21 protein-coding genes are annotated in these 20,721 nt (G+C 70.0%); 9 read left to right on the forward strand and 12 right to left on the reverse strand.

Annotated elements, in window-relative coordinates:
- Positions 1-20: 20 nt before the first annotated feature.
- Positions 21-755: a LuxR C-terminal-related transcriptional regulator gene (locus RWN05_RS12770; RefSeq protein WP_079002593.1), complete on the forward strand. Its 735-nt coding sequence runs from the start codon at positions 21-23 to the stop codon at positions 753-755.
- A gap of 27 nt (positions 756-782) precedes the next feature.
- On the opposite strand, the gene RWN05_RS12775 is transcribed toward RWN05_RS12770, so the two are convergent.
- The gene (locus RWN05_RS12775) at positions 783-3,227 is read right to left on the reverse strand and encodes an ATP-dependent DNA ligase (RefSeq protein WP_079002592.1); all 2,445 of its coding nucleotides are present in this window, start codon (positions 3,225-3,227) and stop codon (positions 783-785) included.
- A 111-nt stretch (positions 3,228-3,338) separates the two neighbouring features.
- On the opposite strand from RWN05_RS12775, the gene RWN05_RS12780 reads away from it, so the two are divergent.
- The 3 genes from RWN05_RS12780 to RWN05_RS12790 all read left to right on the forward strand — a co-directional run bounded on the left by RWN05_RS12780 (position 3,339) and on the right by RWN05_RS12790 (position 7,139).
- Positions 3,339-4,349, forward strand: coding sequence for a Ku protein (locus RWN05_RS12780; protein WP_314139774.1), 1,011 nt, complete (start codon positions 3,339-3,341; stop codon positions 4,347-4,349).
- A gap of 32 nt (positions 4,350-4,381) precedes the next feature.
- Positions 4,382-4,864 (forward strand): VOC family protein, encoded by a 483-nt coding sequence (locus tag RWN05_RS12785; protein WP_371743530.1) that lies wholly within the window; start codon positions 4,382-4,384, stop codon positions 4,862-4,864.
- A gap of 91 nt (positions 4,865-4,955) precedes the next feature.
- Positions 4,956-7,139, forward strand: coding sequence for an ATP-dependent DNA helicase RecQ (locus RWN05_RS12790; RefSeq protein WP_071260311.1), 2,184 nt, complete (start codon positions 4,956-4,958; stop codon positions 7,137-7,139).
- A 7-nt stretch (positions 7,140-7,146) separates the two neighbouring features.
- Here RWN05_RS12790 and RWN05_RS12795 read toward each other — a convergent pair whose 3' ends face one another.
- The 7 genes from RWN05_RS12795 to RWN05_RS12825 form a co-directional block, all read right to left on the reverse strand.
- Positions 7,147-8,649: an MFS transporter gene (locus RWN05_RS12795; protein WP_240555467.1), complete on the reverse strand. Its 1,503-nt coding sequence runs from the start codon at positions 8,647-8,649 to the stop codon at positions 7,147-7,149.
- A 115-nt stretch (positions 8,650-8,764) separates the two neighbouring features.
- Positions 8,765-9,547 carry an ABC transporter ATP-binding protein gene (locus RWN05_RS12800; RefSeq protein ID WP_071260309.1) on the reverse strand — a complete coding sequence of 261 codons (783 nt, stop codon included), beginning with the start codon at positions 9,545-9,547 and terminating at the stop codon, positions 8,765-8,767.
- Complete coding sequence (locus RWN05_RS12805; RefSeq protein WP_064297022.1) at positions 9,544-10,365, reverse strand: ABC transporter ATP-binding protein; 822 nt, start codon at positions 10,363-10,365, stop codon at positions 9,544-9,546. Before RWN05_RS12805 ends, RWN05_RS12800 begins: the two co-directional genes overlap by 4 nt.
- On the reverse strand, positions 10,362-11,228 hold the full coding sequence (locus tag RWN05_RS12810; RefSeq protein ID WP_314139776.1) for an ABC transporter permease: 867 nt from the start codon (positions 11,226-11,228) through the stop codon (positions 10,362-10,364). The genes RWN05_RS12805 and RWN05_RS12810 overlap by 4 nt, the downstream gene beginning before the upstream one ends.
- Positions 11,225-12,193 carry an ABC transporter permease gene (locus RWN05_RS12815; RefSeq protein WP_314139777.1) on the reverse strand — a complete coding sequence of 323 codons (969 nt, stop codon included), beginning with the start codon at positions 12,191-12,193 and terminating at the stop codon, positions 11,225-11,227. Before RWN05_RS12815 ends, RWN05_RS12810 begins: the two co-directional genes overlap by 4 nt.
- A gap of 62 nt (positions 12,194-12,255) precedes the next feature.
- Positions 12,256-13,749 (reverse strand): ABC transporter substrate-binding protein, encoded by a 1,494-nt coding sequence (locus tag RWN05_RS12820; protein ID WP_285039620.1) that lies wholly within the window; start codon positions 13,747-13,749, stop codon positions 12,256-12,258.
- Positions 13,750-13,809: 60 nt separating this feature from the next.
- Positions 13,810-14,574: a DUF1684 domain-containing protein gene (locus RWN05_RS12825; RefSeq protein WP_285039621.1), complete on the reverse strand. Its 765-nt coding sequence runs from the start codon at positions 14,572-14,574 to the stop codon at positions 13,810-13,812.
- Positions 14,575-14,724: 150 nt separating this feature from the next.
- On the opposite strand from RWN05_RS12825, the gene RWN05_RS12830 reads away from it, so the two are divergent.
- Complete coding sequence (locus RWN05_RS12830) at positions 14,725-15,189, forward strand: N-acetyltransferase (protein ID WP_064297018.1); 465 nt, start codon at positions 14,725-14,727, stop codon at positions 15,187-15,189.
- On the opposite strand, the gene RWN05_RS12835 is transcribed toward RWN05_RS12830, so the two are convergent.
- The 3 genes from RWN05_RS12835 to RWN05_RS12845 all read right to left on the reverse strand — a co-directional run bounded on the left by RWN05_RS12835 (position 15,186) and on the right by RWN05_RS12845 (position 16,968).
- Positions 15,186-15,932 (reverse strand): GTP pyrophosphokinase family protein, encoded by a 747-nt coding sequence (locus RWN05_RS12835; protein WP_082916274.1) that lies wholly within the window; start codon positions 15,930-15,932, stop codon positions 15,186-15,188. The genes RWN05_RS12830 and RWN05_RS12835 overlap by 4 nt on opposite strands.
- Before the next feature lie 111 nt (positions 15,933-16,043).
- Entirely contained in the window at positions 16,044-16,499 is a 456-nt protein-coding gene (locus RWN05_RS12840; protein ID WP_314139780.1) for a VanZ family protein, read from the reverse strand.
- 97 nt (positions 16,500-16,596) lie between these two features.
- Positions 16,597-16,968, reverse strand: a complete 372-nt coding sequence (locus tag RWN05_RS12845; protein WP_079002582.1) for an RNA-binding S4 domain-containing protein — start codon at positions 16,966-16,968, stop codon at positions 16,597-16,599.
- A 38-nt stretch (positions 16,969-17,006) separates the two neighbouring features.
- On the opposite strand from RWN05_RS12845, the gene RWN05_RS12850 reads away from it, so the two are divergent.
- From RWN05_RS12850 to RWN05_RS12865, 4 genes are all read left to right on the forward strand, one after another.
- Positions 17,007-17,705: a CDP-alcohol phosphatidyltransferase family protein gene (locus RWN05_RS12850; RefSeq protein ID WP_314139781.1), complete on the forward strand. Its 699-nt coding sequence runs from the start codon at positions 17,007-17,009 to the stop codon at positions 17,703-17,705.
- Positions 17,698-18,219 carry an FHA domain-containing protein gene (locus RWN05_RS12855; protein ID WP_314139783.1) on the forward strand — a complete coding sequence of 174 codons (522 nt, stop codon included), beginning with the start codon at positions 17,698-17,700 and terminating at the stop codon, positions 18,217-18,219. Before RWN05_RS12850 ends, RWN05_RS12855 begins: the two co-directional genes overlap by 8 nt.
- Positions 18,219-18,923, forward strand: coding sequence for a MerR family transcriptional regulator (locus RWN05_RS12860; protein ID WP_079706024.1), 705 nt, complete (start codon positions 18,219-18,221; stop codon positions 18,921-18,923). The genes RWN05_RS12855 and RWN05_RS12860 overlap by 1 nt, the downstream gene beginning before the upstream one ends.
- 202 nt (positions 18,924-19,125) lie before the next feature.
- Complete coding sequence (locus RWN05_RS12865) at positions 19,126-19,674, forward strand: MerR family transcriptional regulator (protein WP_064297014.1); 549 nt, start codon at positions 19,126-19,128, stop codon at positions 19,672-19,674.
- Between the two features lie 173 nt (positions 19,675-19,847).
- Here RWN05_RS12865 and RWN05_RS12870 read toward each other — a convergent pair whose 3' ends face one another.
- A complete protein-coding gene (locus tag RWN05_RS12870) occupies positions 19,848-20,714 on the reverse strand; it encodes a ParA family protein (RefSeq protein ID WP_079002579.1) in 867 nt (288 codons plus the stop codon).
- Positions 20,715-20,721: the final 7 nt, after the last annotated feature.

A 20,721-nucleotide genomic window follows, 5' to 3' on the forward strand; every position in this document is an offset into this window, starting at 1 on the left:
CGATCCGGGATACTCGGAACATGCACCACCAGTCGCACTCCGACCCCTCGCCCGCCGCGCTGTCCACGGTCGACGATGCGACGACGGACGCCGCGACCACCAGGCCGCTGCGTGTCGGGGTGATCGAGGACCAGCCGCTGCTCGGCGGCATGCTCGCCGAGCTGCTCGACGGGGCGCCAGGCGTGACGTTCGTCGGGCGTGCGGGTACGGTCGCCGAGGCCCGCAGGCTGTTCCTCCCGGGGACGGTGGACGTGCTCACCATGGACATCGAGCTGCCCGACGGCAACGGGGTGAGCCTCGGCGTCTCCCTCCGCCGGGCGCAACCCGGCCTCGGTGTCGTCCTGCTGTCCGCCTACGACCTCATGGACATGCTGCTCGAGATGCCGGCCGACGTCCGCGAAGGGTGGAGCTACCTGTCGAAGACCTCGTCACTCACGCGCGAGATCCTCCTCGAGGCCATCCGGGTCTCCGCACGCGGCGAGACGATGCTCGATCCCGAACTCATCGACCGGACCAGGCCCAGGGCGGGGTCGAGTCTCGAGTCGCTCACCGACCGGCAGTACGCCGTGCTGCAGCTGCTCGCGACCGGTCGCTCGAACACGGGGATCGCGACCAGGCTCGGGATCGCGGAGAAGTCCGTTCAGAACCACCTCACGGCGATCTACGCCGCACTCGGGATCGAGCATGACACCTCGAGCAACCCACGGGTGTCGGCCGTTCTCGCCCTCCTCTCCGAATCCGGCCGCTTGTCCTGACCCGACGTCCGCGATCGGTGCGCGGGCTCAGCGTCCGCGGTCCGGCGCTTCGAGGTCGTCCACCGTCCGATCAGGGCGCCATCCGCGCCAGACCGGATGCCTGAACCGTCCATCCGGTGTCCACTCGCTGAAGCGGACCTCCCCGATGAGGACCGGTTCCACCCAGTTGGCGTCGGCCGCGTCGGCCGGCGGGACACCCACGAGAGCCGTCGACGCCCGACCCAACCGTTCGAAGCGCAGCGCGGTCGCCGCCAACTCCCGATCGCTGAAGCCGCTCCCGACCCGCCCCGCGTAGTGCAGCAGCCCATCCGCGCCCGGCACCCCGAGCAGGAGCGACCCGATCCCACCCGAGCGCCCGCCCCGACCGGGACGCCAGCCCGCGACCACCACCTCCTCCATGCGTTCGTGCTTGAACTTGACCCAGGTGCTGCTGCGCCGACCCGGTCGGTAGCGGCCGTCGAGCTCCTTCGCCATCACCCCCTCCAACCGCAACCCCCGACTCACCTCGAGCGCATCGTCGAGCGAGCCGTCGATCGTCGGCGGCACCTGGACGACGGTCCCGGACGCGATCGTCCGCTCGAGCAGCTCCCGACGCTCCCGGTACGGCAGTTCCGTCCGATCCGTGTCGTCCAGCGCGAGCAGGTCGAACAGCAGCAGACGGACCGGTGTCCGACGGCGCTCCCGTTCGACGTCCCGCTCCGCGGTGAGCTGCATCCGACGCTGCAGGAGCGAGAAGTCGGGACGGCCGTCAGGCCCTGACGCCACGATCTCACCGTCGAGGACGACCGCACGGCCGGCGAGCGACGTCGCGAGCTCCTCGACCACCTCCGGGTACGCCATCGTCAGGTCCTTGCCGTTCCGGCTCGACAACCGCACCCGCCCCGTCGAGCCGTCGACGCTCGCGATCGCACGGATGCCGTCCCACTTCATCTCGAACGCCCAGGATCCGTCGTCGACCAGCTCGCCGGGTGCCGCGACACTCGCGAGCATGGGGGTGGGGATCCCACGAGGCCGTACGACCGGTGGAGCCGGCGGGTCACCCGGCGCGCGCATCCGGTGGATGAGCCACGACGGCGCCTCCCGTCCCGTCCCGCCCGCGGTCCGGATGAGCGCGAACCGCATCGGCCCGCCGAGCGCGCCTCCCGCCCGGCCGTGCAGGGTCCCGATGACCTCGTCATCGCGCCATTTCTCCAGCTCGTAGGTGCCCGCGTCCCAGATGGTCACCTCACCGGCCCCGTACTCCCCAGCCGGGATCGTCCCCTCGAAACTGCCGTACTCGATGGGGTGGTCCTCCGTGCGCACCGCCAGGTGGTTGCTGCTCGGATCCGTCGGGACCCCCTTCGGCAGGGCCCACGACACCAGCACACCGTCGTGCTCGAGCCGGAAGTCATGGTGCAGTTTCCGCGCCTCGTGTCGCTGGATCACGAACGAGGGCGGTGTCCCAGCAGCGGCAGGCGACGGCGGTCCATCCGGGACCGGCTCGGGCGTCCGCTCCGCGTCCCGCTTCCGCCGGTACTCCACGAGCCGGTCCTCGTGCTCCGACGGGCGGATCGTGATCGACGGACGCGGGTCGCCGAGCACCCGCATCGGGTCCTCACCGTCCGCCAGACGCTCGAGCACCGCAGGGAACTCCAGCTGCACCAGCCCCGGATCGTCGAGCTCCTCCCACCGGCGGGGAGCCGCCACCGTCGGCCGCGACCGACCACGCAACGAGAACGGCGCGATCGTCGTCTTCGATCCGTTGTTCTGACTCCAATCGACGAAGACCTTCCCCGTGCGTCGCTGCTTCGACATCTCGCTCACCACGAGGCCCGGCTCGTCCGCGGCCAGCGCCCGCGCGAGCTCATGCGCCACGAGCGACACCTCCTCGGAACTCTGCCGGCCGTCCAACGCCGCATACAGGTGGATCCCCTTGCTCCCACTCGTGAGCGGGACCGGATCCAGCCCCATGTCCACCAACACCGCCCGCGCCAGGCCCGCGACACCAGCGCACTCTGCGAGGGACACCCCCTCACCCGGATCGAGGTCGAGGACGAGACGGTCGGGCGGACGGCGCTCGCCGGATCGGTCGAACCGCCACTGCGGCACGTGCAGCTCCAGCGCACCCAACTGCGCCAGCCACGTGAGCGTCGCGAGATCGTCGACGATCGGGTACTCGTTCGTGTGATCGCTGTGCTCGATGGGGAGCCGCTGGACCCAGTCGGGAGCCGCGGTGCCCAGATCCTTCTGGAAGAACCCCGACTCCGGCGCCGCAGCCGTCCCGACGCCGTGCACCCAGCGTTTCCGGGTCACCGGCCGATCGGCGAGGTGCGGGAGGAGGTGTTCGGCGACCGCGGCGTAGTAGGCGAGGACCTCGGCCTTCGTCGTGCCGGTCTCGGGGTACAGCACCTTGTCGAGATGGGTGAGTTGGATCCGGCGTCCGTCGACGTCGACCCACTGCGACTGCGCGCCGCCACCGCTCGTCCTCGCCATGGCGATCAGCCTGCCGCCCACGGCCGTCAAGGGCTAGCCCTTGACGCCGCTCCGGGTGTCTACTGGTCACCACGACAGCGCGGGCGGATCCGCCGGCGGACGGGAGCGGTCATGCGCGCGATCTGGAAGGGTGCGGTCACCTTCGGCCTGGTGAACGTCCCGGTGAAGGTGTACAGCGCCACGGAGGACCACGACCTGTCACTCCACCAGGTCCACGACGCCGACGGCGGGCGCATCCGGTACCAGCGCAAGTGCGAGGTCTGCGGCAAGGTCGTCAGCTACGACCACATCGACAAGGCCTACCAGGACGGCGAGCAGACGGTGGTCCTCACCGCAGACGACCTGGCATCGCTCCCCGAGGAACGCAGCCGCGAGATCGAGGTCGTCGAGTTCGTGCCGAGCGACGACCTCGACCCGATCATGTTCGACCGCAGTTACTTCCTCGAACCCGACTCCTCCTCGTCGAAGGCCTACGTCCTGCTCCGGCGGACGCTCGAGGAGACCGACCGCACGGCCATCGTGCGATTCGCCCTCCGCCAGAAGACGCGTCTCGGCGCCCTCAGGGTGCGCGAGGACGTCATCCTCCTGCAGACGCTGCTCTGGGAGGACGAGGTCCGCGAGGTGCGGTTCCCGGCACTCGAGGAACGCGTCCGCATCTCCGCCAAGGAACTCGAGATGTCGGAGGCGCTCGTCGAGTCGTTCTCGTCGCGCTTCCGCCCGGACGCGTTCGTCGACGAATACCAGGCACAGCTCCGGAAGCTCATCGAGGCGAAACTCGAGCAGGGCGATGCCCTCGACACCGCCGCCACCTTCGGCGAGCAGCCCGAGCCCGATGACGACACGGGCGCCGAGCCGATCGACCTCATGGAGGTGCTGCAGCGCAGTATCGAACGGCAACGCGGCACGACCGGCGCGAAGACGGCGAGCGGGGCGAAGCGATCCGGCACCGCCAAGCCCGCAGCGACGAGCCGCTCGGCGAAGACCGGTACTGCGAAGACTGGTACCGCGAAGACCGGTACCGCCAAGACGAGTGGCGCGAAGACCGGTACCGCGAAGACCGGTACCGCCAAGACCGCGCCGTCGAAAGCGTCGACCGCGACGAAACGCAAGAAGAGCGCCTGAGCGACGACGCCCGGGCCGAGAGGGAGCACGACATGATGGAGCACCGCATCACCCCGTTCCTCTGGTACGACTCACAGGCCGAGGAGGCGGCGACCTTCTACGTGTCGCTGTTCCCCGACTCCCGGATCACCTCGGTGAGCCGCTACCCGGAAGGCGGACCCATGCCGGCCGGTCAGGCGATGGTCGTCGAGTTCGAGCTCGAAGGCCTCCCCGTCAGCGCGATGAACGCCGGGCCCATCTTCTCCTTCACCGAGGCGTTCTCCTTCTCCGTCAGAGCCGACACCCAGGACGAGATCGACCGACTCTGGGACGCCCTCATCGCCGACGGCGGCGCCCCGAGCCAATGCGGCTGGCTCAAGGACCGCTGGGGACTGTCCTGGCAGATCGTGCCCGGCATCCTCGCCGAACTGCAGAACGACCCCGACCGTGAACGCGCGGCACGAGCCATGCGATGCATGATGGGGCAGACCAAGCTCGTCATCGCCGAACTCGTCGCCGCCGCGGACGATCGCTAGCGGCTCCTCCACAACCGACCGACCGACGGGACACCGCCCCTCCGAGACACCGACGCAGTCCACCGTCAGCAGCTCCTGACAGACTTGCCGCATGTCCCACCCCAGCACGCCCACCCCCGCCCACCCCGAACCAGCCCCCACCGGATCGGTCGCCGAGGCCACATCGGCGCTCGCCGCACTCACGGGCGTTCCGGGGGCCACGTTCCACGACGGTCAGCTCGAGGCGATCCTCGCGCTCGTCGACGAACATCGTCGTGCGCTCGTCGTCCAGCGCACCGGTTGGGGCAAGTCCGCCGTCTACTTCATCGCGACCGCCCTCCTGCGCCGACGGGGCGCCGGGCCGACCCTGTTGGTCTCGCCGTTGCTCGCGCTCATGCGCGACCAGGTGGCGGCCGCCGAGCGCGCCGGTGTGCGCGCGGTGGCGATCAACTCGGCGAACGCGCACGAATGGGACGACGTCCGGGCGCGGCTGGAGGCCGACGAGGTCGACGTCCTGCTCGTTTCACCCGAGCGGCTCAACAATCCGCGCTTCCGCGATGAGCAGCTCCCGACCCTCGTGGCCCGCACGGGCATGCTGGTGGTGGACGAGGCGCACTGCATCTCCGACTGGGGTCACGATTTCCGACCCGACTACCGGCGGCTCGCGGAACTGATCGGGCGTCTTCCTACCGAGGTCCCGGTCTTGGCGACCACCGCGACGGCCAACGCACGCGTCGTCCGCGACATCGCCGAGCAGCTCACCGCACCCGGTGCCGCAGCCTCCCGCGGAGCCGAGGTGCTCACCATCCGTGGCTCGCTCGCGAGGGCGTCCCTCCGGCTCGGCGTGCTCCGGCTGCCGGAGTCACGGGACCGCCTCACCTGGCTGCTCAGCCACCTCGGCGGGCTCACCGGGTCCGGCATCATCTACACGCTCACGGTGTCCGCCGCGGAGGACACCGCGCGGCTGCTGCGCGAGGCCGGTCACGAGGTCCGGGCGTACACCGGCCGGACCGATCCCGACGAACGCGAGGAGTCCGAACGGCTCCTCAAGGAGAACCGCCTGAAGGCGCTGGTCGCGACGAGCGCGCTCGGCATGGGGTTCGACAAACCGGACCTCGGGTTCGTCGTGCACCTCGGCGCTCCGTCCTCGCCGGTCGCGTACTACCAGCAGGTCGGTCGTGCGGGCCGTGCCACCGAGCACGCAGACGTCCTGCTCCTGCCCGGAGCGGAGGACGAGGAGATCTGGCAGTACTTCGCGACCGCGTCGATGCCGGACGAAGCGCGGGCCACCGCGGTCCTCGACGCACTCGACAGCCAGCCGCGGTCCACGCCCGCGCTCGAGGCACTCGTGAACCTGCGTCGCACACCCCTCGAACTCCTCCTCAAGGTGCTCGACGTGGACGGCGCGGTCCAGCGGGTGGCCGGGGGGTGGGTGTCGACCGGGCAGCCGTGGGTCTACGACCGGGAGCGGTACCGGCGGATCGCCGAGGCCAGGGTGGCGGAGCAGCAGGCGATGCTGGCCTACGAGCGGGGCGACGAGTGCCGGATGCTCGTGCTGCAACGTGAGCTCGACGACGCGAGCGCGGTGCCCTGTGGCCGATGCGACCGGTGCGCCGGGCCGTGGTTCCCCACCGAACTCGACAGTGCGGCGGCCGCTTCGGCGTCGGAGGCGCTCGGGCGGGTGGGCGTCGAGCTCGAACCGCGGGCGCAATGGCCGACGGGAGCCGACCGCCTCGGCGTCACCGCGGACGGCGCAGCGGTGAAGGGACGCATCGCGCTCGAGGACCGCCTCGAGGCCGGGCGCGCCCTCGCTCGGCTCACCGACCTCGGCTGGGGCGGTGTCCTCCGCGAGCTCTTCGCCGCCGGCGCGCCCGATGCTCCCGCCTCCCGCGCGGTCATCGACGCGAGCGTCCGCGTCCTGGCGGATTGGCCGTGGACGCAACGACCGGCCGCCGTGGTCAGTGTGCCGTCACGGTCGCGTCCGCAGCTGGTCGACTCCGTGGCGAGGGGCATCGCGTCGCTCGGGCGACTGCCCTACCTCGGGGAGCTCGACCTCGTCGGCGACGGCCCGCGCGGTGGTCCCGGCGGCAACAGCGCCTACCGGCTGGCCGGGGTCTGGGACGCCTTCACCGTCGGATCCGAACTCCGGGCGCAGCTCGCAGCGCTCGAGGGTGCGCCGGTCCTGCTCGTCGACGACCGCGCCGACAGTCGGTGGACGCTCACCGTCGCCGGTCGCGCGCTCCGCCGCGCAGGGGCCGGCCCGGTCCTCCCGTTCGCGCTCGGGATCGTGGGCTGATCGCCCGTCAGCCCTCGTGGAGACTGGAGCGGGTGTCCTTGGCCAGGTGCCGCGGCAGCAGGATCGTGCAGACGAGTCCGACGACGGCTGCTGCAGCGCAGATCGCGAAGCTCAGGCGGAAGGCGTCCGCACTGGGTGTCGTGACAGCTCCGTCGGTCACGACCTGGGAGGCCAGGATGGCGCCGATCACCGCACTCGCGATCGTGGAACCGAGCGTCCGCATGACGGAGTTGAGTCCGTTGGACGCCGCCGTCTCGCTGGGCGGGACGGCACCCATGATGAGCGTCGGCATGGCGGCGTAGGCGAACCCCACTCCGAAGCCGACCGCGGTGGCCGTGAGCACGGTGTGCCAGACCTCGGTCATGAGTCCGATCGCGATCGCGTACCCGACCGCGATGATCGCGATGCCGATCAGCAGGCTCAATCGGGCGCCCTTGGCTGCGGTCAACCGCGCGGCGACCGGCGACATCGCCCACATGATGAGACCGCTCGGCATGAGGCAGAGGCTCGCGATGAGCATGTTCTGCCCGAGACCGACCCCGGTGCCGACCGGCGCCTCGAGGATGCCTGGGAGGACGACCGTGCTGCCGAAGAAGGCGAAGCCGACCGTGATGGACGCGAGGTTCGTGAAGAGCACCGTCCGCCTGGCGGCGATGCGCAGGTCGACGAGTGGGCTGGCGGAGCGTACCTCGAACCACCCCCAGAGCAGGAGCACGACGACGCCGCCGATCAAGCAGCCGAGCGTCCCGACGCTCGTCCAACCCCACTCGTTGCCCTTCGAGACGGCGAGGAGGATGGGGACGAGGCCGGCGGCGAGACCGATCGCGCCGATCCAGTCGAAACCACCTTCACTCCGAAGGGTGCTCACCGGGACGAAGCGTGCGACGAGGACGAAGCCGATGAGCCCGAGGGCGCCGGCGACCCAGAACAGCACGTGCCAGTCGAGGTACTGCGAGATCACCGCGGAGATCGGCAGACCGACGGCACCACCGATACCGAGCGTGGCACTCACGAGCGCGACCGCGGGGCCGAGCCGCTTCGCGTGGAGCACGTCGCGCAGGATGCTGATGCCGAGCGGGATCACGCCCATCGCCATCCCCTGGAGGGCCCGGGCGACGATGAGCGGGACGATCGTGGATGAGAAGGCGGCGAGCACCGAACCGGCCATCATGATCCCGAGCAGGACGAGCACCATCCGTCGTTTGCCATAGAGGTCGCCGAGCCGACCGGCGATCGGGGTCGCGACCGCGGCCGACAGGAGCGTCGCCGTCACGACCCACATGCTGTCGGAGGCGTGCACGCCGAGGATCGTGGGGAGCGACGGCACGAGCGGGGTGACGAGTGTCATCATGAACGCCGCGACGAGACCGGTGAAGGCGAGGCTCGTGACGACCGCGCGCTCCGGAAGCGGCTTGCGGAGTGCCTCCCGCTCCTCGTCGCTGAGCCAGGGACGCTCGGCCTCAGGCTGGTCCTCGTCGTGGTCGTCGGGCTGCGCTGAATCCTGCGTCACGGGTCCTGTTCCTGTGGAGAGTCGATGCGGCCGAGGCCACTCGGAGTCGAACACCGTCCGCCGGCGCGGTATTCCCGGCTCGGCCGGGCCGATGTCGTCCGGCCTCGTCGTCGGTTCAGCGCGGGAGGCGGGGGATCGCCGCGATGAGCTGCTTCGTGTAGGCCTCGGCGGGATCATGGAGGATCTGAGCGGTGGCGCCGGCCTCGACGACCTGCCCGTGTCGGAGGACCACCGTGCGTTCACACAGCGCTGCCACCGTGCCGAGGTCGTGCGAGACCATGACGAGGGCCAGGCCGTTCGAAGCCCGCAGCTCGGCGAGGAGCTCGATGATCTGGATCCGGGTGCTCATGTCGAGGGCGCTGACGGGCTCGTCGGCGAGGAGGAGCCGGGGGTTCGGGACGATCGCGCGGGCGATGGCGATCCGCTGCCGCTGGCCGCCCGAGAACTCGTGCGGGAACCGCGACGCCGCGTCGGCGGGCAGTCCCACCGCCTCGAGCGCCGCGGACGCGCGGACGGCCGCCTGCTCGGTGGTCGCCAGCCGGAGGGAGCGCAACGGTTCGGCCACGATGCGCCCGATACGTTGCCGCGGGTCGAGCGAGGAGTACGGATCCTGGAAGACGGCCTGCACCGATGTGCGGAATCGACGGACCCGCGTCCGGTCGCGGGGGTCCAGCGCGCCACCGTCGAACCGGACCGAGCCCGAGGTCGGCCGGTCGAGGCCGAGCAGCAGTCGGAGGAGGGTGCTCTTGCCGGCGCCGGACTGCCCGACGATCCCGACGGCCTCGCCTGCGCCGACGGCCAGCGAGACGTCGTCCAGGGCCTCCTGACCACCGCGGTACCGGAAGCCGACCGCGTCAAGCTCGAGGATCGGCGTCGCCGTGATCGGTGCATCGGTCATCGCGGGTCCTCCAGCGCGTCGTCGAGCGCGCGGGCGCTGGCGACCAGACGACGGGTGTCCTCGTGCTGCGGCGCCGTCAGCACCTGCGCCACCGCGCCGCGTTCCACGGCCCGACCATCGCTCAGCACGACGACCTCGTCGACCATGGCCGACACGACGGCGAGGTCGTGACTGATGAACAGGAGCGCCATGCCGCGTTCCCGGACGAGCCGGTCGATGAGCGCGAGCACCTCCGCCTGGACGGTCACGTCGAGCGCCGTCGTCGGCTCGTCCGCGATCAGGAGCTGCGGGCGACCGGCGAGCGCGATGGCGATCGCGACCCGCTGCCGCTGCCCGCCGGACAGCTCATGGGGGTAGGAGGCGGCGATGCGGGCGGTGTCGGTGAGGGACACCTCGACGAGGGCCGCTTCGACGGCCTCCTCGAGCCGTTCGCCCCGGAGCCCCAGATGGCGACGCAGGGGCTCGGCGAGTTGGGCGCCGACCCGCATGAGCGGGTCGAGTGCGGTCAGCGGCTCCTGGAAGACGAGTCCCGCCACCCGGCCGCGGAGCGGCCGCAGCGCGCGGTCCGGGGCGCCGATCACCTGGGTGCCGGCCAGTTCGACGCTGCCGCTCGCGCTCAGCTGCTCGCCGAGCAGCCCGATCACTGCGAGGGAGGTCAAGGACTTCCCGGACCCGGAACCGCCGATGAGGCCGAGGCGACCCCCGGCGGCGATGGTCAGGTCCAGCCCGTCGAGGAGCGGCCGGTCCGTGCCGTCGGGAGCTCCGCGCCGGATGCCTCGGGTGATGGTCAGGCCGGAGATGTCGAGGAGATCGCTCATGCGCCGCGCCTCCTCGTCGGATCGCCGAGGTCCCGCAGGCCGTCCGCGATGAAGTTCACACCCACCACGAGCATCACCACGGCGACGCCCGGAGCGATCGCGCCGATCGGTGCCGTCGTGACGGTGGCCTGGGCCTCCTGCAGCAGGCGTCCCCAGGAGGCGTTCGGCGGTGGCGCACCGAGGCCGAGGTACGACAGGCTCGCTTCGGCGAGGACGGCGATGCCGAACTGCAGTGCGAGGTTGACGCTCAGGGTGGGCCAGATGTTCGGGAGCACGTGCTGGCCGATGACACCGGCCCAGCTCGTCCCGGCGGTCCTGGCCGCGACGACGTACTGCTCGCTGAGGACCCGCTTCGTGAGGATCCGGGTCAGGCGGGCCACGATGGCCGACATGGCGAGTCCGATCGCGATGATCGCGGTGCCGAGTGACGCGCCCTGCGCGGCCACGATGAGCATGGCGAGCAGGAGCACCGGGAAGGCGATCACGACGTCGAGCGCGGCGGAGATCGTGTCGTCCAGCCAGGCCGATGCGAAGGCCGCGGCGAGTCCCACGGCGATCCCGATGACCGCCCCGACCGCGACGGCCCCGGCGCCGGTCACGAGCGCGATGCGCGCGCCGATCATGAGCTGGGTCATGAGGTCGCGACCGAGCTTGTCGGTACCGAGCCAGTGGGTGCCGGTCGGACCTTCGAGACGACCGCCGGAGGTGTCCGTGGGGGCGAAGGGCAACCACACGAGCGAGACGGCCGCCAGGACGGCGATGACGCCGACGAGGGCCAGTCCGACGGTCAGCGTCGCGGACCTGGCGCGTCGCCGCACCGGGCGGCGGTCGGTGAGCGCGGTCTGGGCGTCGACGGCGCTCATCGGAGCCCGTTCCCCGAGATCGAGGTGCGCAGACGCGGATCGATGAGCCGCTGCGCGATGTCGGCGACGAAGCCAGTCAGGAGGACGACGAGGGTCGAGACGAGGAGGATGCCCTGGATGTTCGGGTAGTCGTGCTGCTGGATCGCCGTCAGGAGCATCGACCCGAGGCCCGGCAGGCTGAACACGCTCTCGACCACGACGGCGCCGAGGAAGGTGGTGGCGAGCTCGATGCCGAGGATCGCGACGACGGGCACCGCGGCGTTCCGGGCGCCGTGTCGGAGCAGGGCCTCGCCGAAGCCGGCTCCCTGCGCCCGCGAGGACCGCAGGTAGTCGCTGCCGACCACGTCGAGCGTGGCGGAACGGACGTACCGGGTGATCGACGCACTCATGACGATGGCGATGGTGATGACCGGAAGGGCGAGGCTCGTGAGCGCCGCGGCGGGGTCGGCCCAGTCGTCGCGCGGGAAGCCGCCGGACGGGAACAGCCGGAGCGTCACCGCGAACACGCTGACGAGCAGGATGCCGACCCAGAACACCGGCACGGCTATCCCGAGCTGCGAGAGGCCGGACAACGCGATGCCGTACCAGCGGTCGGCTCGCAGCGCGGACACGACACCGGCCACGAGGGCGAGCACCACGGCGAGGAGGAACGCGAGGAGCGTCAGCGGCACGGTGACCTGGAGGCGCGACGCGATCTCGGGCCCGACCGGGAGCGAACTCACGAACGAGGAACCGAGGTCGAGGGTCAGGACGCCGCCGAACCAGGCCGCGAACTGCTCGCCGAGCGGCCGGTCGGCTCCCACCTGCTCGCGTGCAGCGTCGATCTGCTCCTGCGTGGCGTTCACCGAGAGGAGGGCGTTCGACGGGTCGCCCGGCAGCAGGCGGAGCAGCACGAACAGCACGGTCATGGCGACGAGGAACGACACCACGAGGAACGCGGATCGGCGCAGCAGGTAAGCGAGCATGGTGGACCTCAGCGTAGCGAGGCCCGGGCCGACCGGGCGGTGCCGGTCGGCCCGGGCGACGACTACTTGCGGACGATGTCCGCCACGAAGAACTGCGAGTTCAGGCCGTTGACGCCGTATCCCGAGACATCACTCGCGGCGACGACGATCTGCGGGTAGAGGTACAGCCACACGCTCGCCGCGTCCTCGGCGATCTGCTCGTTGACGAGCTTCAGCTTCGCGGTCTGCTCCTCGGTGGTCGTCGCCTGTTCTGCCTCCGACACCCACTGGGTCACCTCGGGGTTGTCGTAGCCCCAGTAGAAGTCCGGGTTGCCGTACCAGACGACGTCACGGTCGTTCACGTGCTCCTGGAGCGTCGCCTGGAAGTCGCGTTCCTTGAACACCTTCGAGTACCACTCGTCCGCACTGATCGTGTTGATCTCGACCGTGATGCCGACCTTCGCGAGTTCACTCTGGAGGAACTCGGCGACGGCCGGGTGCGGGTCGTAGCTCGGGGTGTCGAGCGTGAACGTGAAGCCGTCGGCGAAGCCCGCTTCGGCGAGCTGCTGCTTGGCGAGCTCGGGGTCGTAGGGGTTCACCTGCGTGAGGTCTTCGTACCAGGGGTCCGTCGGCGGGACCATCGACCCGATGAGTGTGCCGTAGTCACCCCAGATGGACGAGAGCAGCTTCTTGGTGTCGATCGCGGAGTACACGGCCTTCCGGACGAGCGCCTGGTCGAACGGGGCGACCCGGTCGTTGAAGGCGAGCAGCTCCTTCGTCGTGGAGTCGCCGTCGGAGACGACGTAGTCCGCGTTGTCGGTGAACTGGCTCAGCTGGTCGGGGCTCTGCACGCTCGTGATGATGTCGATCTGCTTCGTGACGAGCGCATTGCTGAGCGCGGTCGCGTCGGTGAAGTAGGTGAAGACCACCTCCGCGTTCTTGGCGGGCTCACCCCAGTAGTCGTCCCAGCGCTCGAGGCTCAGAGTGCTGCCGCGCTTCCAGTCGCCGAGCGTGTACGGACCTGTGCCGTCCTCGGTCGTCTTGAGGTCCTTCGCCGCGTCGTTGACGATCCAGACGTAGCTCAGGTTGTAGATGAAGGAGATGGAGCGCTCGGAGAGGGTGATGACGACGGTCTTGTCGTCGGGGGTCGCGATGTCCGAGATCACCGCGAAGCTGCTCTTCCGCGCCGACTGCGAGTCCTCGGCGGTCACGGCCTCGATGCTCGACTTCACATCTGCCGAGGTGAGCGGGTCGCCGGAGTGGAAGGTGACGCCGTCCTTGAGGGTGAAGGTGTACGTCAGGCCGTCGTCGCTCACGGTGCTGTCGGCGGCGAGCACGGGCTCGACCTCGCCGTCGTCCGTGAGGCGGTAGAGGCCCTCGTACACGTTGCCGGTGAAGGCCTCCGTGACGCCCTGGCCGCCGCCGCCGGTGTTGCTGAGGTTCTGCGGCTCGTAGAGCGAGCCGACGGCGATGGTCGCGTCGTCGCCCGTCGCCGAGCCGCCACCACCACCGGCGCAGCCGGCGAGGGCGACGGCGGCGGCGACGGACAGGGCGACGAGCCCGATGGTTCTCTTCACGGATACTCCTGTGGTGTGGGGGTGCTGGTGCTGGGTGCGGGCTGTGGCGGTGTGGACGGGTCAGACGGCGTAGAGGTCGAAGCCCTCGCGGAACCGGACGATCCGTTCCCCGGCGAGGACCGCTCCGGCGAACCGGTTCTGCGGCGGCGGCATCGGACAGTTGTACTGCACGGAAAAGCCGCAGGGCGGCACGAACGCGCGGTTGAAGTCGAGGACGACCTCGCCCGCCGTGCCGAAGCCGCCGTCGTCGGTCCGCTGCACGAACAGGAACCGGCCGGCGCCGTAGGTGCCCGATTCGTCGTCGCGACCGTTCGTCGCGTCGCCGAACACGAGGAGCAGCGTGCCGCCGTCGTCGAAGGCGCTCATCGTGTACTCGACCCCGTCTCGCGTGAACACGATGTCGCCGGGGACGACGAGCTCCCGTGATCCGCCGTTGTCGCGGATGTGCTCGAAGGGCACGGTCCGCGAGCCGTCGACCGGCGTGAACCGCGCCGTCTGGACCCAGGCGGGGTCGTACGGGAAGACGTCGATGCCCTCGAACGCGCGGATGGCGGGTGCGTTCGCGTCCCAGCGGCGGACACCGACCTCGTCCTGGCCCGTGTCGAGGTGGGTGCGGCGGAGCGTCGTCACCGTGACGCCGCTCGGCTGCTCGGCGGCGATGGCGGCTGCGGCCTCGTCGACGGTGGCCGGCGTCTCCTCCGCGAGCCACCGTGTCTCGACGAGGGCGAGGTTGCCGAGCGGCGAGGTCACGGCGGCTCGGCGGTCGTCGCGCCAGGCGTCGTGCTCGGCGATCGCGTTCGGCTGCGGGGCGGTGTGGATCGGCATGTCTCGATTCTCCGGATGACGGCGGGCGGGTCCCAATCGTGTGTCCTTCGGAGTCCAGCTCGTTTCGGGCGGGAACTATTCCCGAGCCCGGCGACGACCCTGCGCAGGACGGCGAGCGACGGGGTCGCGCCGTTCTGGGAGGATGTCCTCATGAACGCCACGCTCGTCCGCATGCCCGCCGATCGACTGCGGGGGTGGATGCTCGCCGCGAACGCGCAGTACCGCCTCGAACGCATCGAGGCGGGGGAGACCGAGGCGGAGGCGACGGCGAAGGCGGCGCAGTCCCTCGCCGAGACGTTCCCGGCCGGCCGGCTCCAGGTCGGACACCTCGTCTTCGAGGTGGTCCTCGACGACGCCGCGGTCGGCGTGCTCTGGATCGGACCGCGGAGCACGAGCCACCCGGACGAGTGGTGGGTCTGGGACGTGGAGATCGACGAGTCGTTCCGTGGCCGTGGGCTCGGTCGGCAGGCCATGCAGCTCGCCGAGACGGCGGCCAAGGAGCAGGGCGCGAAGACGCTGGGGCTGAACGTGTTCGGGTTCAACCGGATCGCGCGCGGCCTGTACGAGTCGCTCGGCTACGAGACGATGGCCGTGCAGATGCGCAAGGCGCTCTAACGCGGGTCCAGCCCGTCGATCAGCTCGGTCATGACCCGGTCGGCGAGTGATGGAGGCTTCGGGTGCCCGTCGGCGGTGGTCCGCGAGGTCGTCGCGCGGTCGAGCGCGAGGACCTCTCCGTGGAGGTGCTCCATCTTCGCGTCGAGCCTGGAGGCCGCCTCGGCGGCGTGCTTGAGCTCGGCGAGCAGACTGTCCGGCACGGCCTTGTCGTACTTGTAGTAGATCTTGTGTTCGAGGCTCGCCCAGAAGTCCATGGCGATCGTCCGGAACTGGATCTCGACGGGCACCTGTACGACGCCGTCGGACATGAACACCGGAACCTCGACGATCACGTGGAGGCTCTGGTACCCGTTCGGCTTCGGGTTCGCGATGTAGTCCTTGACCTTCACCACGGTGATGTCCTGCTGGCTCGTCAGGAGTTCGAACACCTTGTACGTGTCGGAGATGAAGCTGCAGGTGACGCGGATGCCCGCGATGTCCGTGATGTGTTCGCGGATGTCGTCGATGTCCTGCCCGTACTGCTTGCGTTCGATCTTGCCGATGATGCTCTCCGGCGACTTCAACCGCGAGCTGATGTGCTCGATCGGGTTGTAGTCGTGGATCTGCGTGAACTCCTCCTTGAGGATGTTGAGCTTCGTGGTGATCTCGTCGATGCCGAACTTGTACAGCATCATGAACCGCGTGAACTCGTCCTTGAGGCGCTTCAGCTCCTCGAGGTTGTCCGACGACGTTGGTCCGGTCATGGGCGTGCACTCCAGCTCTGTCTCCGACGGGCCGACGGCCCGCTCGCACTCTACTGAAGCGGCCTTGGAACGCCTCTCAGCCTCCTGTGAATCAGGACCGTGCCGGGCGCTTCAGTGCTGCAGGGCCGCGCGGCGGCGTGACGAGGCCTGGAGCCGGCGGGCGCGCCCGGCGGTCAGCATCAGGCCGAGGACGACCCCGGCGACGGCACCGGACGTGTTCGCGAGGAGGTCGCGGGGATCGCTCACGCGTCCGGGGATCGCGAGCTGCGCGGCCTCGATGCCGACCGTCAGCGCCGCTGCGACGAGGATGGCGAGCCACCAGCGCCGCCGTCCGAGCAGGAGCAGGAAGAAGACGCCGATCGGGACGAACATGGCGATGTTCGCCCCGAACTCGAGGCGTTCGTAGGTGATCCAAGCCGTCGACTCCCACCGAGCGAGGACGTCGACGAGTCGGTATACGAGGGATTGGGTCCTGCCGTCGAAGGGCCGAGGGCCGAGGGTGATGGTCGCCACGAGCGCGAGGTACACCACGGTGAGGGTGCTGAGCACGGGATGGCGGCGGAACATCGGCCCAGCATGCCCCAGTCACCTTGGCGGCGCTTGAGTGTTCCCTGGACGGGGTCGATGCGTCGCCGATGAGGCCCGTCGGATCGTCAGCAGCGCGTCAGCGCCCTCGCAACCGCTCGATGTCGCGTCGTTCACGCTTCGTCGGTCGACCGGCGCCCCGGTCGCGGACGGCCACGACCTGCCGTTCCGCCGGCGTCGGCAGCGGGGGAGAGCGGTCGATGAGACACTCCGCCGCGACGTCGGCGCCGACCCGTTTCGCGATGAGGCGCCGGACCTCCACGATCCGGTCGAAGCCCGCCACGCGGAGCCGGACCTCGTCGCCGATCCTGACGGCCTGTGCCGGCTTCGCCCGATCGCCGTTGACCCGGACGTGGCCGGCTCGGCAGGCGGTCGCGCCGGCCGAGCGGGTCTTCGTCAGCCGGACCGCCCAGATCCATGCGTCGACGCGTACGCTCGACGGGCTGTCCATCCTCCGATGGTAGAGCAGCCCGTCGGTAGACTCGACCCGTGACTGACGGGGCGGGGCGCGGGGCTCGACGGACCGGTGAAGACCGCGTCGTCACCCTCCCGAACGCGCTCAGCGTCTTCCGGATCCTCCTCGTCCCGGTCTTCCTGATCCTCCTCGTGCAGGGGCAGGACCTGTTGGCCCTCGCGACGCTCGCGTTCTCCGGCGTCACCGACCTGCTCGACGGGTGGATCGCGAGACGGTTCGACCAGATGACGAAGCTCGGCCGTCAACTCGATCCGGCCGCCGATCGCCTCTACATCCTCGCGGCGTTGATCGGTCTCGCGGCCCGCGGACTGATCCCGTGGTGGTTGCTCGTCGTCGTCTTCGCCCGCGACCTGCTGCTCGTCGGGCTCGCCGTCGCGCTCCACCGGTCCGGCACCGGCGTGCTGCCGGTCATCCGCGTGGGGAAGTGGGGTACGGCGCTGCTCTTCATCGGGCTCCCGGTCCTCATGCTCGGCCAGGCGTTCCCCGCCGTCGCGATGATCGCGGCGCCGCTCGGTTGGGTGTCGGTGATCGCCGGAGCGACGCTCTACTGGTGGGCCGGCATCCTCTATCTGCTGCAGACCGTGCGCATCGCGGGGGATGCCCGTTCGAAGCAGCGGGAACGGGCCGGATCCAGCGGGTCACCCTCGACCCGGCGGCTCGACAGCGACGCCACATCGGATACGCTTGACGGAGAGGAGGTCGACGGTGGCTGAGCACGATGAGAAGTATCCCGCGACCGGGGCGTACACGCCGGGAGCTGTCGACGACGGCGGCCCGACGAGCGGCTCGGGCGATCGGGAAGTCGACACGACACTCACCTTCGGTGAAGACCTCGGAGCGGCCCTCGCGGCGATCGACTCCGACGTCACCACTGAGGAGCACGAGGCGATCGCGGCCCTGCCGTCCGGTTCCGCCCTGCTGATCGTCCGTCGTGGTCCGAACGCCGGTGCGCGGTTCCTCCTCGACGCCGACGTCACGACCGTCGGACGTCACCCCGAGGCCGACATCTTCCTCGACGACGTCACGGTGTCGCGTCGGCACACCGAGTTCCACCGTCACGGCACCGCGTTCGAGATCCGCGACCTCAACTCGCTGAACGGCACGTACTTCGACGGTGTCCGCATCGACAAGGCGATCCTGCGTGACGCCGCCGAGGTGCAGATCGGCAAGTTCCGCCTCACCTTCTACGCGTCGCGGATCGACCTCGCCTCCCAGCTGGGAAGCTAGTGGCGGCAGCCAGCGCGAACGCGCGAAGCGACGGCGCTCCGCTGCTGAGCATCGGGCAGGTGCTCGCACGCCTCACTCCGGAGTTCCCCGAACTGAGCAATTCGAAGCTCCGGTTCCTCGAGGAGCAGGGGCTGGTGTCCCCGGCACGGACGAAGTCGGGCTACCGGAAGTTCTCGAGTGATGACCTCGAACGTCTGCGGCTGATCCTGTCGATGCAGCGCGACCACTACTTCCCCCTCAAGGTCATCCGCACCTACCTCGTCGAGGTCGACGCGGGACGGTCGCCCCTGTTCCCGGGCAGCGGGCAGGCCGTCGGCGCGCCGTCGATCCATCCCGGCGTTCGCAGGTTCTCGCGGAACGAACTGATCCGCGAAGCCGGCGCCACCCCGATGCTCTTCAACGACGCCGTGAGCGCGTCGCTGATCCTGCCCGCCGAGAACTACGGCGAGGACGTCGCGTCCCTCCTGCGGATCCTGGTGGAGTTGCAGCGCTCCGGCATCGAACCACGGCACCTCCGCGGGTTCCGCGCCTCGATCGAGCGCGAGGTCGGGCTCATCGAGAGCGCGTTGAGCGCCGTCGCCAAGCGGAACGACGCCGCCGGCCGGGCACGCACCGCCGACCGGGCGCTGGAGATCGCCGCACAGCTCGAGGGTGTGCGGTCGAACCTCGTCCGCTCGGCACTCGAGCGACACCAATCCTCCTGATCGACCTCCCAGGGCGTAGACTGCCCTCATCCATCACGGCCAGGTCACAGTTCGATCACTCGTCACGACACGCCGTCCGTTTCGAACGGATGTCGCAGCGTTGACCGGGGCGGATCGGTAGCGTGGTGGGAGTGGTCAAGCCGTCTCGACGCCCCCGTCGAGACCGTACCGACCGTGCAGCGAACATCGAGGAGAAGCAGACATGAGTGAACTCAGTCGCGACGGGGCGTCACGGTACGGTGACCTCGGGCTGCTGTTCACCGACGGGCTTCCAGAACTCGAAGAGGGCCAGGGCTACCGCGGAGCGGTCGCCGCCCGCGCAGCCGGCATCAGCTACCGCCAGCTCGACTACTGGGCCCGGACGGGTCTGGTCGAGCCCACCGTCCGCGGTGCATCCGGATCCGGAACGCAGCGCCTCTACGGCTTCCGCGACATCCTCGTCCTCAAGCTCGTCAAGCGACTGCTCGACACGGGCATCTCCCTGCAGCAGATCCGCACGGCGGTCGACCAGCTCCGCGAAGCGGGCATCGTCGACCTCGCTCAGACCACGCTCATGAGCGACGGCGCGAGTGTCTACCTCTGCACCTCGAACGACGAGGTCATCGACCTCGTCAGCCGCGGACAGGGCGTCTTCGGCATCGCCGTCGGCAAGGTGCTGCGCGAGGTGGAGTCCACGCTCATCGAGTTCGACGCACAGTCGGCCGACCCCATGGACGAGCTCGCAGCACGTCGCTCCGCTCGTAGCGCCTGACCCGAGCCGAAGGCGCAGGTCCTGAGCCTGTCGAAGGGCTCACCGACGCGCGCCACACGTTCCCTGAGCACGCATCCCGGGTACTTGGTGCTCCTGCCGGTCTCTGAGCCTGTCGAAGGGCGACCCGAGCGAGCGCCTGGGCCGGGAGGCGGCCGAGCGTTCTCGCCGCGACCTCAGCTGTCGGTGGAGGGCGCTTCGACGGCGGCGGGGCTGGTGACGGCAGCCGGCTCCGGGGGAGCGCCGTCGGCGTACTCGCCGACGCGGCCCGTGCGCAACACGCGGTCGAGGAGTGAGTCGAAGTTCTTCGCCATCTCCTGCGCCGTGTCACCCGGCCACACGTGGACGGGCTTGGCGGCACCCTGAGCCTGCTGGAGGGACGTGCGCTCCAGCAGCTGCGGGTTGAGGATGAGGGGACCGAACATGTCGCGCAGTTCCTTGATGCGGAACTGGTGCTCCATCGACTGCGGACGCACCCGGTTGACGATGATGCCGAGCGGCTGCAGCCGGGGGCTCAGCCCGCGACGGATCTCCTCGACGGCGCGGAGGGCGCGGTCGGCTGCGGAGACCGAGAACAGGCCCGGCTCCGTGACGACGGCGACGCGGTCGCTCGCCGCCCAGGCGGTGCGGGTGAGCGCGTTGAGCGAGGGGGCGCTGTCGATCAGGACGAGGTCGTACTCCTCCTCGACGTGCGCGAGCGCCTCTTCCAGGCGCCAGATGTCGCGGATGCTGGGGTGCGGGCCGTCGAAGTTGATCGCAGACGGGCTGCCGATCATGACGTCCATCTTGCCCGGGTGGATCTTCGTCCAGCCGCTCGCCACGATCGCCTGCTCGACGATCTTCTTCTTCGGCGAGGTCAGCACATCCGTCACCGTGAGGTGCCCTGCGACGTCGACGGCCATGCCGGTCGAGACGTCGGATTGGGGGTCGAGATCCACGACCAGCGTGCGGATGTCCTTCGAGAACGCGGCGGAAGCCAGGCCAAGGGTGACGGTGGTCTTGCCGACGCCCCCCTTCAGGGAGCTAACGCTGAGTACATGCACAAGGCTC

The sequence above is a fragment of the uncultured Plantibacter sp. genome (genome assembly GCF_963518075.1).
Taxonomy (GTDB): domain Bacteria; phylum Actinomycetota; class Actinomycetes; order Actinomycetales; family Microbacteriaceae; genus Plantibacter; species Plantibacter flavus_A.